The sequence below is a fragment of the Heyndrickxia coagulans 36D1 genome (genome assembly GCF_000169195.2).
GTDB classification, from domain to species: Bacteria; Bacillota; Bacilli; order Bacillales; family Bacillaceae_C; genus Weizmannia; species Weizmannia faecalis.
The window spans coordinates 1,903,575-1,917,268 of sequence record NC_016023.1 but is presented as its reverse complement, the minus strand read 5'-3'; the positions used below and the strand labels follow the sequence as shown (position 1 = coordinate 1,917,268).

Sequence of the window (13,694 nt, the reverse complement as noted above, 5' to 3'; positions counted from 1 at the left end):
TATCTGCACCCCGCTTTACGATTTTTTCCGGTCAATTAAGACGGCAATTAAAATGACGACCCCTTTTACGACCTGTTGGTAAAAAGAAGAGACTCCCAGAATGTTTAATCCATTGTTTAATGTACCAATAATAAGTGCACCGACCAGTGTGCCGAAAATTCTTCCTTTGCCGCCTGACAGGCTTGTCCCGCCCAAAACAACCGCTGCAATCGCATCCATTTCATAAGAAGTGCCTGCTGTCGGCTGGGCCGAATTGAGACGCGAAGTTAAGATGGATCCGGCAAGTGCTGCCAATAACCCCGCCAGACTGTAAATTAACCACTTCACCCGGTCTACTTTAATTCCGGAAACAAGAGCAGCTTTTTCATTTCCGCCCACTGCATATGTTTTTCTGCCAAAAGAAGTTTTGTGCAAAATAAACCATAAAATGAAAAATGTGATAACCATCGTAATGGCAGGAACCGGAATGCCTAAGAAATAGCCGCGGCCAAACAACTGGAATGCTAAGTTATCGCCAAGTCCGGTAATCGGATTTCCGTTTGTATATACCATTGTCAAACCGCGGTATATCGTCATGGTTGCCAATGTTGCAATAAACGGGGCGACTTTTCCTTTTGTAATAAACAAACCGTTCACAGCGCCCAACAGCGCACCGATGAGGGCTGAAAGAACGATCGCCAGAATGGGATTCAGGCCTGCAACAATCATTCCTGCCATGAGGGCACTGGATAATGCCAGTGTTGAACCAACAGATAAATCGATTCCGCCGGTTAAGATCACAAAAGTCATGCCAAATGCGATCAATGCGTTAATCGATACTTGCCGCAATAAATTAAGCAAATTCAAAGGAGCAATAAATGAAGGATTCAAAATGGCAACAACAATAAATAACAAGATAAAAGCAAGTAATGGACCGAGTTTTTGCAGAACAACCGTGCTTCTTTTAGTTGCTTGTTCCATGTTTTTTTCCTCCCGTCGCTAAGAACATGATATTCTCTTGTGTAGCTTCCGCTTTGTCCAATTCGCCGGCAATTTCTCCTTCATGAATAACAAGAACCCGGTCACTCATCCCAAGGATTTCCGGTAATTCAGAGGAAATCATGATGATGGCCATACCCCTTTCCGTTAATTCATTCATCAAATAGTAGATTTCACGTTTTGCGCCTACATCAATTCCTCTTGTCGGTTCATCAAGAATCAATACTTTTGGAGCTGTTCCAACCCACTTTGCAAGAACCACCTTTTGTTGGTTACCACCCGATAGATCTCCGGCAACTGTTTCTGAAGAGGAGGTTTTAATTTGCAGCCTCTGAATCATCATGTCAACAAATGATTTTTCGTCAGCCGCTTTTATCACGCCATTTGGAGCAAAGCTTTCCAAGTTTGACAGCGCAATATTGTCGCGAATGGTAAAGTCAAGAATCAGCCCCTCATCTTTCCGGTTTTCTGTGATAAAAGCAATGCCTTTTTGTACCGCATCACTTGGATTTTTGATCCGGACCTTTTTCCCTTCAATAAAAATTTCGCCGGCATCGTAGGGATCAATGCCAAACAATGCGCGCATAATCTCTGTTCTGCCTGCCCCCATTAACCCTGCAACTCCAAGGATTTCCCCGGACCGGACCGAAAAATGGATATCCTTGAATTTTTGCCGGCTGGAAAAATGGCGGACTTCTAAAATCGTATTTCCTTGACGGGCTGTTCTTTGTGGAAATTGTTCTTCTAAATCACGGCCCACCATTTTTTTAACGACTTCCTGATAACCGGTATCTTTCGTCCGTTTTGTATCGACTGTTTTACCATCCCGCATCACTGTAATTCTGTCGCTGATTTGAAAAATTTCATCCATTCTGTGAGAAATATAGACGATCGAAACATGATTCTTTTTCAGTGATTCGATGACAGAGAATAAAGATTGAATCTCACGGTCGGTTAAAGCAGCCGTTGGTTCATCCATAATCATGACTTCAGCATCTGTAAGCAAGGCTTTCGCAATTTCAATCATTTGTTGTTCCCCCACCGAACAGGCACCGGCCAGCCGGTCAAATGGCAAGGAAATGTTTAAACGATCGAACACACCCTTTGCTAGCGCTTTCATTTCCTTCGTTTTTAAAACGCCAAAGGGACGTGTTATTTCTCTTCCGATAAATAAATTTTCAAGGACAGTCATTTCCGGCCAAATATTTAATTCCTGATGAATGAATGCAATGCCGGCCTGTTCCGCCTCTTTTGGATTTTGAAAAAGTGTTTCTTTGCCATCAATAATAATTTTGCCTTTATCTTTTTGATGGAGGCCAGTTAAAATATTCATTAAAGTTGATTTTCCAGCACCATTTTCCCCCATTAATGCATGGACCTCGCCGGGCAACAGCGAAAAATTTACACCTTCAAGCACCTTATTGGCACCAAAAGATTTATAGATGTCATGCATTTCAATTTGCATCGGGTTCCCTCCCTTTATTTTTGGCATCCCTTACTTTGTCGCATGCTTAGAAAAAAACACCCGCCTGTAAAATACAATTTGAATAAGCCGTCATTTCCCCGGTACGGATCACCGCTTTTGCTTTTTCTATCATTTTTTTAAAATCCTCATGTGGAACGAATGCTATCAAATTCGGAAACTGTTCATTTAAAAACGCCAGCTGGTCCGGGTTTCCGTCTTTCACTTCTTCTGCCGCAATGACTTTTTCTATCACCATGTCATCACAGACAGCCTTGACCACACTTTTAAACGAAGGGGTTCCCGGAGTTAATGCAAGGTCAATTTTCGGAACGCCTTTAGGAACCGGCAGTCCGGCATCGGCAATCACAAGCCAATCTGTATGTCCCAGGTCCGCCAAGACTTTTGTAATCGAGCTGTTCAACATTCCGTGCTTTTTCATCATCTTTTCCTCCCGTCTACTTCTTCGCGGGTGGGCATGCCGCCTTGTGCCCCGAATTTTGTCACCGACAACGAGGCAGCACGGTTTGCAAACAGGAGCGCTTCTTTTATTTCTTTCCCTTCTGCAACGGCTACTGCAAATGCGGCATTAAAAGTATCACCGGCTCCAGTGGTATCCACTGTTTCAACTGGAAAACTTGGCACGACAATCTCTTCTCTTCCGTCATAAAATCTTGCCCCGTTTTTCCCTTCTGTAATGATTAACTGGTTTGGATGCCGTTTTAATGCTTCGGACCTGTCTATCCCGTTGAAAAGGAAATTGCACTCATGCTCATTTGGCGTCAAGTATGCTGTTTTTTCAAGAATGGCTGGGGAAATTTTTCGTGCCGGTGCAGGGTTTAACAAGAGCGGAATCTGTTTTTTTTCACAAAGTTTCGCGACATATTCAACCGTTTCATATGGAATTTCTTGCTGGATTAAGACAATAGAAGAGCCTTCAAATGCTTCTTTTGCCTTTTCCACATAATCCGGTGTAACAAAATCGTTTGCTCCCTTGATAAAAATAATACTGTTGTCCCCTTCCGCCAACGTAATATGCGCGGTACCGGAACTGCAATGTGTAACCGGTTCCACATATTGTGTAGAGACATGATTTTGACGCAAATTTTCAATTAAGGCCGGACCATACACATCATCCCCAACACAGCCAACCATGTTTACCTTTGCCCCAAGCCTTGCCGCAGCAACGGCCTGATTTGCTCCCTTTCCGCCCGGCACCGTCTTAAATGAGTGCCCTAAAATGGTTTCTCCTGCCTGTGGCCTTCTGTCAGCTGTCACGACGAGATCCATTGAGATGCTTCCGACCACTGTAATTTGCACCATTTCTATCCGCCTTCCTTTCTTGTTGTTTCCCTGTCTTTAAATGCAATCGAGAGTTTGATCTTCTTTTTCAAATTTGTCTGTTGATGCATGCATTCCAGCAAAAGTTTGGCAGCTTCCATTCCCATCTCATAAGCCGGCTGATGAATGGTAGAAAGCGCAGGGTATACAAGCTGGCTGATGGGAATATCGTCAAAGCCGATGATTTGCAGTCCATCGGGAATTTTTTTCCCTCTTGCCAATGCCTCCCGCAAGACAGCTGCAGCCACCATATCATTGGCTGCAATGATTCCATCTGTATCCGGGTAACAGTCAAACAGCTGCTTTGCTGTTTCAAGGGCATGATGATACGAAAACGCGGTGTTCAATACTTGAAACCTTGCACTGGACCGGCCAAGTTCAGTTAACGCCGCCAAAAACCTTTCCTGGGCAGTGCGCAAATGATGCGGTCCTCTCATCAGTGTGATATTGCGGCTTCCCCGTTCGAGCAAAATTTGCGCAGCCAATTTTCCCCCAGCTTCCTGATCCGCGCAAACGGAAGGAAAGTCATCCTGAATTCGGTCTAGCAATACAACAGGAATGTCCAAACCGGCCCACTGTGAGATGTCATCGCTTGATGTACTGATAATCCCCATCACATTATGCTGTGAAAAGGCTTCTATATAATTCACTTCCTTCTCACGGCTTTCATCACTATTGCCAATCATGACATGGTACCCTTCTTCCTGGAAGAAATCCTCCACGCCCCTGGCAATCTCGGGGAAAAAAGGGTTTGTAATATCCGGGATAACAAGACCGATCAGCTTCGATTGATGGTGATAAAGTGAACGGGCCACTTCGTTTGGTTTGTACGCTAATTTCCGGATGGCAGCCTCAACTGCCTTCCGGGTATTTTCATTGACATATCCCTTTCCGTTCAGCACGCGGGATACCGTCGCCACCGACACACCCGCTTCACTTGCCACATCTCTGATCGTTGCCAAATGCCTCACCTTTCCTGTGTAACCGGTTACAGACAGTATAATATATCTCGCGAAAAAATTCAATCCATACACGGTGATTTTAATGAGCTCCAAACAGCAATGGAATTTTCTTTGTTTAAAAGATTGCTTATAAGCGCGTGCCCAGATTTGAAAAAGTGCTAGGGACTTAAGCTCCGGTCATGGCAAGGTAACGGACTGCCTCCCGCAAGAAACAGCCCGTTTTTAACGGATACCTGACTTCCAGCTTATGCATGTTCCAATCGCTGTTTTATTTTTTTCTACTTCTGTGTGGCTGAGCTCGTTCATGTCAACAATCAATTGTGGCTCCACGCCATTCTTGAGCATCCCGGTCACAATGGTTTGTAAGAATGCCTTTCTGCCCTTCCTTATACTCCTTTTTCAAATAATTCTTTAAATCCCTCCTTAAATCCCTCTTTAAACCCATCTTTAAATCCCTTTTCATACCCGAGGTCATAATAATAGTTCGGCAAGTCTAAAACAACTTCTTTTCCATCCACACCAGGCAGCCTGACTTCCATCTTATGAATGCTCCAATTGTTGTTTTATTTTTTCCACTTCTCTCTGGCTCAGGCCAGTTTTTTCCACAATTAATTGAAGCTCCATACCCTCCTGCAACATTTTGATGGCAATTGGGATCGTTTGCAAAAAATTCTTTTCTTTTTTCTTCTCTCCCCCTTCTTATGCCGCGGTCAAAATAGGGATTCGGCAGCTTCAATACTTGCTCTGCTTCGTCATAACTCGGGTTCAAGGCTTTCCCCCTTCTATCTGCCTTTTGATTTTCATGATCTCGTCTTCACTCAAGCCAGATGCCTGGACAATGACCTTCACATCCACTTGATTTTTTAGCAAGTTAACAATAAATCTTCTTAACCTTTTTTCCTTCTTCTCTTTCTTCTTCTCTTTCTTCTTCTCTCCCCTTCTCTACTCCTATTTCAATTCCTTCCTCTTTCCCCTTCTTATACCCGCGGTCAAAGTAAGAATTCGGCAATTTCAATACTTGCTCCGCCTCATCATAACTCTGATTCAAGGCTTTTCCCCTTCTATCTGCCTTTTGATCTTCATGATCTCGTCTTCACTCAAGCCGGATGCTTGGGCAATGACTTTTACATCCACTCGATTTTTTAGTAAATTGATAATCAATCGTTCTCTTTCTTCTTCTCTTCCCTTCTTATACCCGCGATCAAAATAGGAATTCGGTAATTTCAATACTTGCTCTGCTTCGTCCGGATCCAGCATTTTAATGTTTTCCATTACTTCCGCCTCCTCTTTTTCGTTCAATTTTAAATAATAATCAAAGAAACCGTATAGCAGCCTCATTTTTGCAGGGTCGAGTTCCATCCGCGCCAGCATCCGCAGAAACTCCAGTTTGACCTGCACCCGTTCTGTTTCTGTATACCCCATTTTGCTTAATAATGCCGCAGCAACAGGGTTGTTGCTCCGGATATAATTTCTCCAATTTTGCTTCATCAGATGAATGGATAAATAGTGAAAACGAAGAATTTCAATGTTGTGGAACGCAAAGGTGTACGTATCAGGGGTCTCTGTTTTCTCCTCGTAACTAAAAACGGCAATCGGCAATACCGGTTTCCGGTGCCGCAGACTGATCATCATGTAATAACGAAACATGCGTTCAGGAAAAGGTTTCTCGTAATACGACTGCGGCTCTACATGGATGAGAATCACCGTGTCTTTCCCTTTTACCTTCGTTTCGGCAAGGATGTCAACCCGTTTTTGCTCACCGCCCGGAAAGTCCGTAAACTGTTCCTGCGACAAAAACCTCACCCGGCGGTAGTCAAGATCCGTTGACACATCCGGAAAAAACGCCTCCATAAACTCCTGAAAAAAGTTTTGGATCAGCTCTTTAAAAAAACGATCATGCACGTGATAACCGGCATGTTTTTCCATTACAAGTTCCAATGGCAGCACTCCTTTTCTTATTTTTCAGTTTTATTTTAGAGGACGATTGTCCCTATTTCAATACCGACTATATAAGTTGAACTAAACATTTACTACTTCTCTATATGTTACCAAAATCAATGTCAATCGTGATCGCCATTGATTTTGGCACGAAAAACTTAAGTTCATTTTATATAGCAGAGATACAGGGAAGCCGGACTAACCGGCTCTTCTGTATTATTTAAATTTCAAAGTTTCGTTTAAATGGTCATCATCGGTCTCATTGCCAACCACTCTGTTAAAGAAATGAATGACCATCTTCGCGAAGTTTCCGGAATCCCAGTACTCGGCAGATTTCACATTCACTTTTAGCAATATTACGTTTGGATCATCGTAACTCGTTTTCAAGAGTTTCTCATAACCGGCGCTCCAATATTCTTTCTTCTTTGCGGGGTCTTCGACAATCTCGGCAGTGCCGCGGACGGACACATAAGACTTTCCAGCGTAGGTAACATTTACTTCACGGTTGTGTAAAATTTCATGAAACTTATCCGTATCTTTTTTTGTGAAAAACCACAAATCTCCATCAAACTCAACATCTTGCGTCTTCATTGGGCGTGCGACAAGGCCTTTGTCCGACATTGTAGTCAGCATGGCTGTGTCAATATCTTTTATTAATTCCCGTAGCTTGGAGACTGCTTCCCTATTTTGTTCAGCATTTCCCATGTCATCACCTCATTCTTTTACTTAAATTATTCCCTTAGGAACTTTGAAAAAACCGCAAACCATGGTCTTTTTAAATGAGTTTGAGTAACAGGGGTCTATCAGAGAAGACGAATTTCTTCACTTTCCAATCTGTTTTTATTTTTATGGGTTTACAATCAAACAGGTGATAAGAAGGGGCTATTGCTCCTACCCCTCTATCTACCTTTTGATTTTCATGATCTCGTCTTCACTCAAGCCGGATGCTTGGGCAATGACCTTCACATCCACTTGATTTTTTAGAAAGTTGATAATCAATCGTGTTCTTTCTTCTTCTCTTCCCTCCTTTACTCCTTCTTTAAATCCTTCTTTAAATCCTTCTTTAAATCCCTCTTTAAATCCCTTTTCATACCCGAGGTCATAATAATAGTTCGGCAAGTCTAAAACAACTTCTTTTCCATCCACACCAGGCAGCCTGACTTCCATCTTATGAATGCTCCAATTGTTGTTTTATTTTTTCCACTTCTCTCTGGCTCAGGCCAGTTTTTTCCACAATTAATTGAAGCTCCCTACCCTCCTGCAACATTTTGATGGCAATTGGGATCGTTTGTAACATTTCTTTTCTCTCTTCTTCTCTCCCCTTCTCTACTCCTATTTCAATTCCTTCTTCTCTTCCCTTCTCTACTCCTATTTCAATTCCTTCTTCTCTGCCTTCCTCTTTCCCCTTCTTATACCCGCGGTCAAAATAGGAATTCGGCAATTTCAATACTTGCTCTGCTTCGTCCGGATCCAGCATTTTAATGTTTTCCATTACTTCCGCCTCCTCTTTTTCGTTCAATTTTAAATAATAATCAAAGAAACCGTGTAACAGCCTCATTTTTGCAGGGTCGAGTTCCATCCGGGCCAGCATCCGCAGAAACTCCAGTTTGACCTGCACCCGTTCTGTTTCTGTATACCCCATTTTGCTTAATAATGCCGCGGCAACAGGGTTGTTGCTCCGGATATAATTTCTCCAATTTTGTTTCATCAGATGAATGGATAAATAGTGAAAACGAAGAATTTCAATGTTGTGGAACGCAAAGGTGTACGTATCAGGGGTCTCTGTTTTCTCCTCATAACTGAAAACGGCAATCGGCAATACCGGTTTCCGGTGCCGGAGACTGATCATCATGTAATAACGAAACATGCGTTCAGGAAAAGGCTTTTCGTAATACGACTGCGGCTCAACATGGATGAGAATCACGGTGTCTTTCCCTTTTACCTTCGTTTCGGCGAGGATGTCAACCCGTTTTTGCTCACCGCCCGGAAAGTCCGTAAACTGTTCCTGCGACAAAAACCGCACCCGGCGGTAGTCGAGATCCGCTGAAAGATCCGGGAAAAAGGCATCCATAAACTCCTGAAAAAAGTTTTGGATCAGCTCCTTAAACAAACGGTCATGCACGTGATAACCGGCATGTTTTTCCATTACAAGTTCCAATGGCAGCACTCCTTTTCTTATTTTTCAGTTTTATTATAAAGGACAAACGTTCGTTTTTCAATACTCATTTTTGCGTTTATCTCCCAATTTTTTAGAACGACTCACGTACATAAACAGAATCTGCCCGATTAGCCGTTTCTGTTAAGGAAGTGGGTAGCCAATCCAGGATATTGTAAACGGGGACCGCCTAAGCCTTTCACGCGATCCTTGTACTGCTGCTGATTACCACCTTTTCCGCCTGCACTTATTTGTTTTACCGAAAACGGGACTTAAATATGTGATATATAGCGGGAAACTTTTGCTTTACCGCTTTTCTGCCATTTACAATCCATGGAAGAAAACAGCGCCTGCCACCCTGAGCGATGACCGGCGCACATTATTACTTTTTCCGAAAGGCCATGATCAAGGCAACCAGTGATAGCACAACCGATACGATTGACAAGATGAGCGGCAGGGTGTTGGATGAAGAGCCGGATGTTTTGTCGTCGTTGGTTGTTGTATCATGGGTTTGGGCTTGACCGGTGTCCGAACCTTTTACTATTTTTGTAATTGAATGGGGGTTGTCGCCGTTTTTGTCCTGCGTCCACTCGACAATACTGCCGTCTTTGTAATATTGGTACGCATCCCAGGCGATTTCGGTCTCACGATTCGGGTTTGTAGCAACAATTGTAAACTGCTGGAACTGTCCCGGTAAAATGCCTTTTCCATCAGCCTTGAAAGTAAAGGTCTTGGTTTTTCCGTCTGAACCTTTTTCAGCTGAATAGGTCCAACCCGGCACCGGTTCATATGATTCAATTTCGACGCCCTTTGGTGTTTTAATTGTGACTTTGGTCGTTGGAATATTTTTTTCTGTCGGCACTTTAATCGTATAGGTTTCCCACGCGCCGGTTGTAGATGTGGCCGGGCTCACGGTTACGTGGGCACTTGCTACACCTGCAAACAGAAATAAACCGAAAAATGCCGGCAGCACGACTCTGGCAAACTTCTTCAACATTTTTCCTTTTCTCCTTTCATTGGAACCACTTTTTGAACGCCGTCTTTCCCTCTCAGTCAGGCTGGCTTGCGACACGAATGGAAAAATCCAAGTCAATCGTGTTCAAGTCTTTCCAAAACTTAGGCATGCACGTTCCAGCCTAATACAGAGAAACTGATCTTTTTTCCCTCAATCAGGCTGGCTGCCAACATGAACAGAGAAATCCGTGTCGATGGTATTCAAGTCTTTTTTCAAAACGTGGACATGCACGTTCCAATGGCCTGCCATATTGAAATCCATTCCTTTTGCGCGGTAGTAACCGTCTTTGACTTTTTTCAATACTTTCGACTCGCTGCCCATTTCCATTTCAAGCGAAGTAAAAGTTAATGTCACTTGCTCGATATGCTCTATCGGCCGTCCATTGCGGTCTTTCAACGACAATGTAAATGTATTTTCCCCTATCACATTCGGAGTAGCCGAGAACGTCACTTCTTGTTGGTGGACAGTTTTCGTTTCTTTGAACGGTCCGGGTGCCGCCGTCGCAGTCGGTAAGTTTGTCAAAATGACAGAGAGGACAAGTACGGCAATCCCTGTTGCCAGTTCACCCGATACGGATGCAAAAAGTCCTTTTTTTCTGCTTCGCCTTCCGTTCCAAAAATTCAACGCGGCAAGCATGACCATCACGAGAAGCAACAGGATTTTAGCAAACAGCACTTTCCCATAAAAGGTCGTTACGAGTGATCGCAAGTTTGGCACATAGGTGATGCTGCCCAAAACGCCTGTCACAGCAAGAACAACGACAAGGGCAATACCCCATTTTGAAAATGCTCTGATCATCTGAAAATAATGCGGCTTTGTATTCTCATGCCTTGCCAATGGCATAAAGACGGAGAACATAGCCAGGCTGCCAATCCAAATTTCTGCCGAAAGCAAATGGAGAAAATCCAGCGTCACCTGCCATACAGGATGCGGGGCTGATGCAGCATGGCCAATCAACGCTTTGGTGAGCACCCATCCAAGCGCGGGAACGAGTGCTGCAAAAAACAAAGCGGGATTTTTCGTCTTTGAATGGAAAAATACCGAAGCAGCCAAGCACAGCAACAGGGCCATCTGTACCAGCCATATATGCCCAAAAGCCGTACTTGTCGTGAAGCTTTTTAATACGCCGGCATGAAGCACATGGCGCCATGAAGTCGTGAGTTCAATGGACGCCGTTAAAGGCAAGCTCAATAAAGTGCCCACAGCCAGGAACAAAATACCCATTTGCAGCATCTTGCCGGACGCTTTCTTTATATATGGATTGTGGCCGGCCTCCCGCGGAACAATGAACAGGGAAAAGAAAAACATGCCGGCAATACACGCAAAACTGGCATATTGCAGCCAGCGGATCAAAATCAAGTCGATTTTGGGCGTATACCCTGTTTCCGTTCCGGGAGTGGATGGTTGCTTCGCCTCATGTCCGGATCCAACTTGAAAAGGGATAACGCCTTGGACAGGGTGCCCGTCACCGGAAACCGCTTTCCATTGAATTTGATATGTACCTTTTGGCAAATTTGTGCGCAAGCCGCATTCCAAAACAGCCCCATTGCGGGAGTTGATCCTTCCGTCTTTCCGGTCAACCCGCTTCCCATCCTCATCAAATACTTGAATGGAATAATTGACGGGCTGGATTTTTTCATCAAATTGGATGGTCACCTTTTTCGGCGGTGCTTTCCATACTTCATTTTCAGAAGGGCTGGATTTTACGATGTACGCATGCGCAGACGCCATGGAAGGTAAAATCAGCACCCCAAACAAGAGCAAAACGGCAAATAAAAAATACTTTCTAGTCTTCAAATGAACCTCCCTCCTTTCAAAATGAGATACGCGCAATTTTCCCGCGATCAAATCCATCGTATACTTAGAAAAATGCAATAGATACCAGAGGACCGCTCCCCGAGGAAAGACACTATTAGCTTAATACATGATTTCACGATTTACAAATGAGAAGGATTTTCGTATGTGTCAAGTTTTTCTCGACAAGGTTTAAATATCGGGTATTCCAAGACACTCTTTTTGTACACTTTCGGCTACCGTGCTTTACTTGCTCGGTGTAATTTTCGGAAAAGATGTAATATTTCCGTATAAAGATGGATAACGGGGATGTTGAGGCGCGCGAAATTCACTCGCTTTCCGCGGTCGGCCGGCGAGCCTCCTCGCTCGTACCTCGCTGCGGGGTCTCTCCTGGCTCGCTTTTCCCGCAGGAGTCTCGTAAATTTCGCGCGCCTCAACGATCAGTCCCCACTGAGCCAGGCTTAAAACGAAAGCTCTAATATTTTGCTTAAATGTCCCATTGCCGATGAACTGCTTGAATGCAGGGCAACTGATCCGTGCTTTACGCCCACTGACGGGCGTACAGGCTGCTTGAGCAGTTGAGACATCCTGATGAATTGTTTCAAGTTCCGTTGCTTTCTCTCGCTTCTTGAACGGTGTTTCAGATAGACTTCTCTCAATGTCCCATTGAGTATGCCTTGTTTGATTTTCACCATGGCTTCTGCGCCAAGTTCACTCCAATGCATGCCCCTTTTTTTCATCCTGAAGGAGATATGCCTTTGATTCGATTCCATCGCTCCTAGGCCTCTCGCACCTTCCGGCACGTTTTTCACCCTGTCTCTCCAGTCAAAAATGCGGTCCCAGTTTTTCAAGATATACGAACGGAATTCCTTGATTTTCTTGAGAGCCTTTTTATCCGTCAAGGTGCTTTCGTGCGTATCCAAATATAACGTGAGTTGGTCCAGGTCATGCGTTCTAATCGCTTTTCTAATTTGCTCCTTGATCTCGCTCTTTCCGCCCCCAAATGTCCTTATGATGGCTTGTGCAACGTGGTAGGTATCCAGCTGGTTGAGCACCGGAAATTCCGACTGTGAGAAAGCTGTTTGAAACCGTTCAGCTGTGTATCCCGCACCTCCATCACTGTTTGTAATGACATGCGTTTTTTCGAGGGAGTAGGTGTTGGCAGCTGTGGCTTGGACTTCATCCCAAAATGTCTGGATGGCTTCCGTTGTCATGATGACTGTGGGCTGACGCAGGGAGACCCTTTTACCATTGGTTTGCCATCCCTCATAGAGAATGGCGTGGTGGACTTCCATACTCTGTTTCTTTTTTAGTCCCCGAACGAATACACCATCTGCTTCAGAAAACAGGTAGTCTACCTTCTTCCCCTCAGGCAGGGAAACAGCTATTTCTAGCTCTTCTACAAGTGCCTTATCGGCTTCCGCCTGAGTTTTCCCTACGTGTTTTACCATGTTCCCTACAGTTGTGTGACTAAGACTCACTGCTGTCCACTCTTTTAAAATATCAGCTACTTCCCGATAGGTGTTCTCACTTGCCAACTCTGCCACCTTTAATTCCACTAACGGGCTGTATCGTTGGTGTGGTACCAGCCCTAACCATTCATCCAGAGGATAATGGGAATTTCCTCTCTTGTCATGCATTAATGAACGTTTAAAGGTCACACTTCCAAATAGAAACTGAATGTTTCTGTTATCACTCCGGCAGTACACCCAGCCCTCCTCTAACTTCTCCTGTTTAATTATTTTATCTAACTCTTCAAATATTTCCCCAACCCATTGTGTAAAAGCCTTCTGCATCAGAAGTTTAAGCTGTTCTTCAAATTCGATAAGACTCTTTGTATCCTTTAATAATCCAGCAATTATTGATATAATATCCATGGGAAGACCTCTCTCTCTAGATGTTCATCTTGAAGTGTACAATTAGATGATAGAGCGTCTTCCCATTTTTTTCCACTCATATGCCCCGTCGAGTAAAATTTTACACATACGGATTTTCAACAAGTGTTTGTGAAAAAGGAAGTACTTGCCACCCCCGCAATCTGCCAAACAT

At 44.0% G+C, this 13,694-nt stretch carries 14 protein-coding genes and 1 pseudogene; all 15 read right to left on the bottom strand.

Features of this window, described 5'->3' with window-relative positions; genetic code table 11:
- Positions 1 to 15: 15 nt before the first annotated feature.
- Positions 16 to 960, bottom strand: coding sequence for an ABC transporter permease subunit (locus tag BCOA_RS26300; protein ID WP_014097054.1), 945 nt, complete (start codon positions 958 to 960; stop codon positions 16 to 18).
- The gene (locus BCOA_RS26295) at positions 944 to 2,443 is read right to left on the bottom strand and encodes a sugar ABC transporter ATP-binding protein (RefSeq protein ID WP_014097053.1); all 1,500 of its coding nucleotides are present in this window, start codon (positions 2,441 to 2,443) and stop codon (positions 944 to 946) included. Before BCOA_RS26295 ends, BCOA_RS26300 begins: the two co-directional genes overlap by 17 nt.
- A 46-nt stretch (positions 2,444 to 2,489) precedes the next feature.
- Positions 2,490 to 2,882, bottom strand: a complete 393-nt coding sequence (rbsD, locus tag BCOA_RS26290; protein WP_035183437.1) for a D-ribose pyranase — start codon at positions 2,880 to 2,882, stop codon at positions 2,490 to 2,492.
- Complete coding sequence (gene rbsK, locus BCOA_RS26285; RefSeq protein WP_014097051.1) at positions 2,882 to 3,763, bottom strand: ribokinase; 882 nt, start codon at positions 3,761 to 3,763, stop codon at positions 2,882 to 2,884. Before rbsK ends, rbsD begins: the two co-directional genes overlap by 1 nt.
- A 2-nt stretch (positions 3,764 to 3,765) precedes the next feature.
- Positions 3,766 to 4,743 (bottom strand): LacI family DNA-binding transcriptional regulator, encoded by a 978-nt coding sequence (locus BCOA_RS26280; RefSeq protein WP_035183435.1) that lies wholly within the window; start codon positions 4,741 to 4,743, stop codon positions 3,766 to 3,768.
- A gap of 386 nt (positions 4,744 to 5,129) precedes the next feature.
- A complete protein-coding gene (locus BCOA_RS26275) occupies positions 5,130 to 5,282 on the bottom strand; it encodes a hypothetical protein (RefSeq protein ID WP_014097049.1) in 153 nt (50 codons plus the stop codon).
- Positions 5,237 to 5,512: a hypothetical protein gene (locus BCOA_RS26270; RefSeq protein WP_014097048.1), complete on the bottom strand. Its 276-nt coding sequence runs from the start codon at positions 5,510 to 5,512 to the stop codon at positions 5,237 to 5,239. The genes BCOA_RS26275 and BCOA_RS26270 overlap by 46 nt, the downstream gene beginning before the upstream one ends.
- Positions 5,509 to 5,791, bottom strand: a pseudogene (locus tag BCOA_RS26265) (hypothetical protein). The gene BCOA_RS26270 and the pseudogene BCOA_RS26265 overlap by 4 nt, the downstream one beginning before the upstream one ends.
- A complete protein-coding gene (locus tag BCOA_RS26260; RefSeq protein WP_014097046.1) occupies positions 5,788 to 6,681 on the bottom strand; it encodes an Rpn family recombination-promoting nuclease/putative transposase in 894 nt (297 codons plus the stop codon). Before BCOA_RS26260 ends, BCOA_RS26265 begins: the two are co-directional and overlap by 4 nt.
- A gap of 216 nt (positions 6,682 to 6,897) precedes the next feature.
- Complete coding sequence (locus tag BCOA_RS26255) at positions 6,898 to 7,386, bottom strand: pyridoxamine 5'-phosphate oxidase family protein (protein ID WP_014097045.1); 489 nt, start codon at positions 7,384 to 7,386, stop codon at positions 6,898 to 6,900.
- A 198-nt stretch (positions 7,387 to 7,584) separates the two neighbouring features.
- Entirely contained in the window at positions 7,585 to 7,848 is a 264-nt protein-coding gene (locus BCOA_RS26250) for a hypothetical protein (protein ID WP_014097044.1), read from the bottom strand.
- 1 nt (position 7,849) lies between these two features.
- A complete protein-coding gene (locus tag BCOA_RS26245; RefSeq protein WP_014097043.1) occupies positions 7,850 to 8,839 on the bottom strand; it encodes an Rpn family recombination-promoting nuclease/putative transposase in 990 nt (329 codons plus the stop codon).
- Positions 8,840 to 9,218: 379 nt separating this feature from the next.
- Entirely contained in the window at positions 9,219 to 9,833 is a 615-nt protein-coding gene (locus BCOA_RS26240; RefSeq protein WP_014097042.1) for a YcnI family copper-binding membrane protein, read from the bottom strand.
- A gap of 168 nt (positions 9,834 to 10,001) precedes the next feature.
- A complete protein-coding gene (locus tag BCOA_RS26235; protein WP_014097041.1) occupies positions 10,002 to 11,648 on the bottom strand; it encodes a copper resistance CopC/CopD family protein in 1,647 nt (548 codons plus the stop codon).
- Positions 11,649 to 12,106: 458 nt separating this feature from the next.
- Positions 12,107 to 13,522, bottom strand: a complete 1,416-nt coding sequence (locus tag BCOA_RS26230; protein ID WP_014097040.1) for an ISLre2-like element ISBco6 family transposase — start codon at positions 13,520 to 13,522, stop codon at positions 12,107 to 12,109.
- Between the last annotated feature and the right edge of the window lie 172 nt (positions 13,523 to 13,694).

Coding starts and splice junctions, on each gene's coding strand:
- BCOA_RS26300 (WP_014097054.1), bottom strand. CDS start 960: ATGGAACAAGCAACTAAAAGAAGCACGGTTGTTCTGCAAAAACTCGGT.
- BCOA_RS26295 (WP_014097053.1), bottom strand. CDS start 2,443: ATGCAAATTGAAATGCATGACATCTATAAATCTTTTGGTGCCAATAAG.
- rbsD (WP_035183437.1), bottom strand. CDS start 2,882: ATGAAAAAGCACGGAATGTTGAACAGCTCGATTACAAAAGTCTTGGCG.
- rbsK (WP_014097051.1), bottom strand. CDS start 3,763: ATGGTGCAAATTACAGTGGTCGGAAGCATCTCAATGGATCTCGTCGTG.
- BCOA_RS26275 (WP_014097049.1), bottom strand. CDS start 5,282: ATGGAAGTCAGGCTGCCTGGTGTGGATGGAAAAGAAGTTGTTTTAGAC.
- BCOA_RS26255 (WP_014097045.1), bottom strand. CDS start 7,386: ATGGGAAATGCTGAACAAAATAGGGAAGCAGTCTCCAAGCTACGGGAA.
- BCOA_RS26250 (WP_014097044.1), bottom strand. CDS start 7,848: ATGGAAGTCAGGCTGCCTGGTGTGGATGGAAAAGAAGTTGTTTTAGAC.
- BCOA_RS26240 (WP_014097042.1), bottom strand. CDS start 9,833: ATGTTGAAGAAGTTTGCCAGAGTCGTGCTGCCGGCATTTTTCGGTTTA.
- BCOA_RS26230 (WP_014097040.1), bottom strand. CDS start 13,522: ATGGATATTATATCAATAATTGCTGGATTATTAAAGGATACAAAGAGT.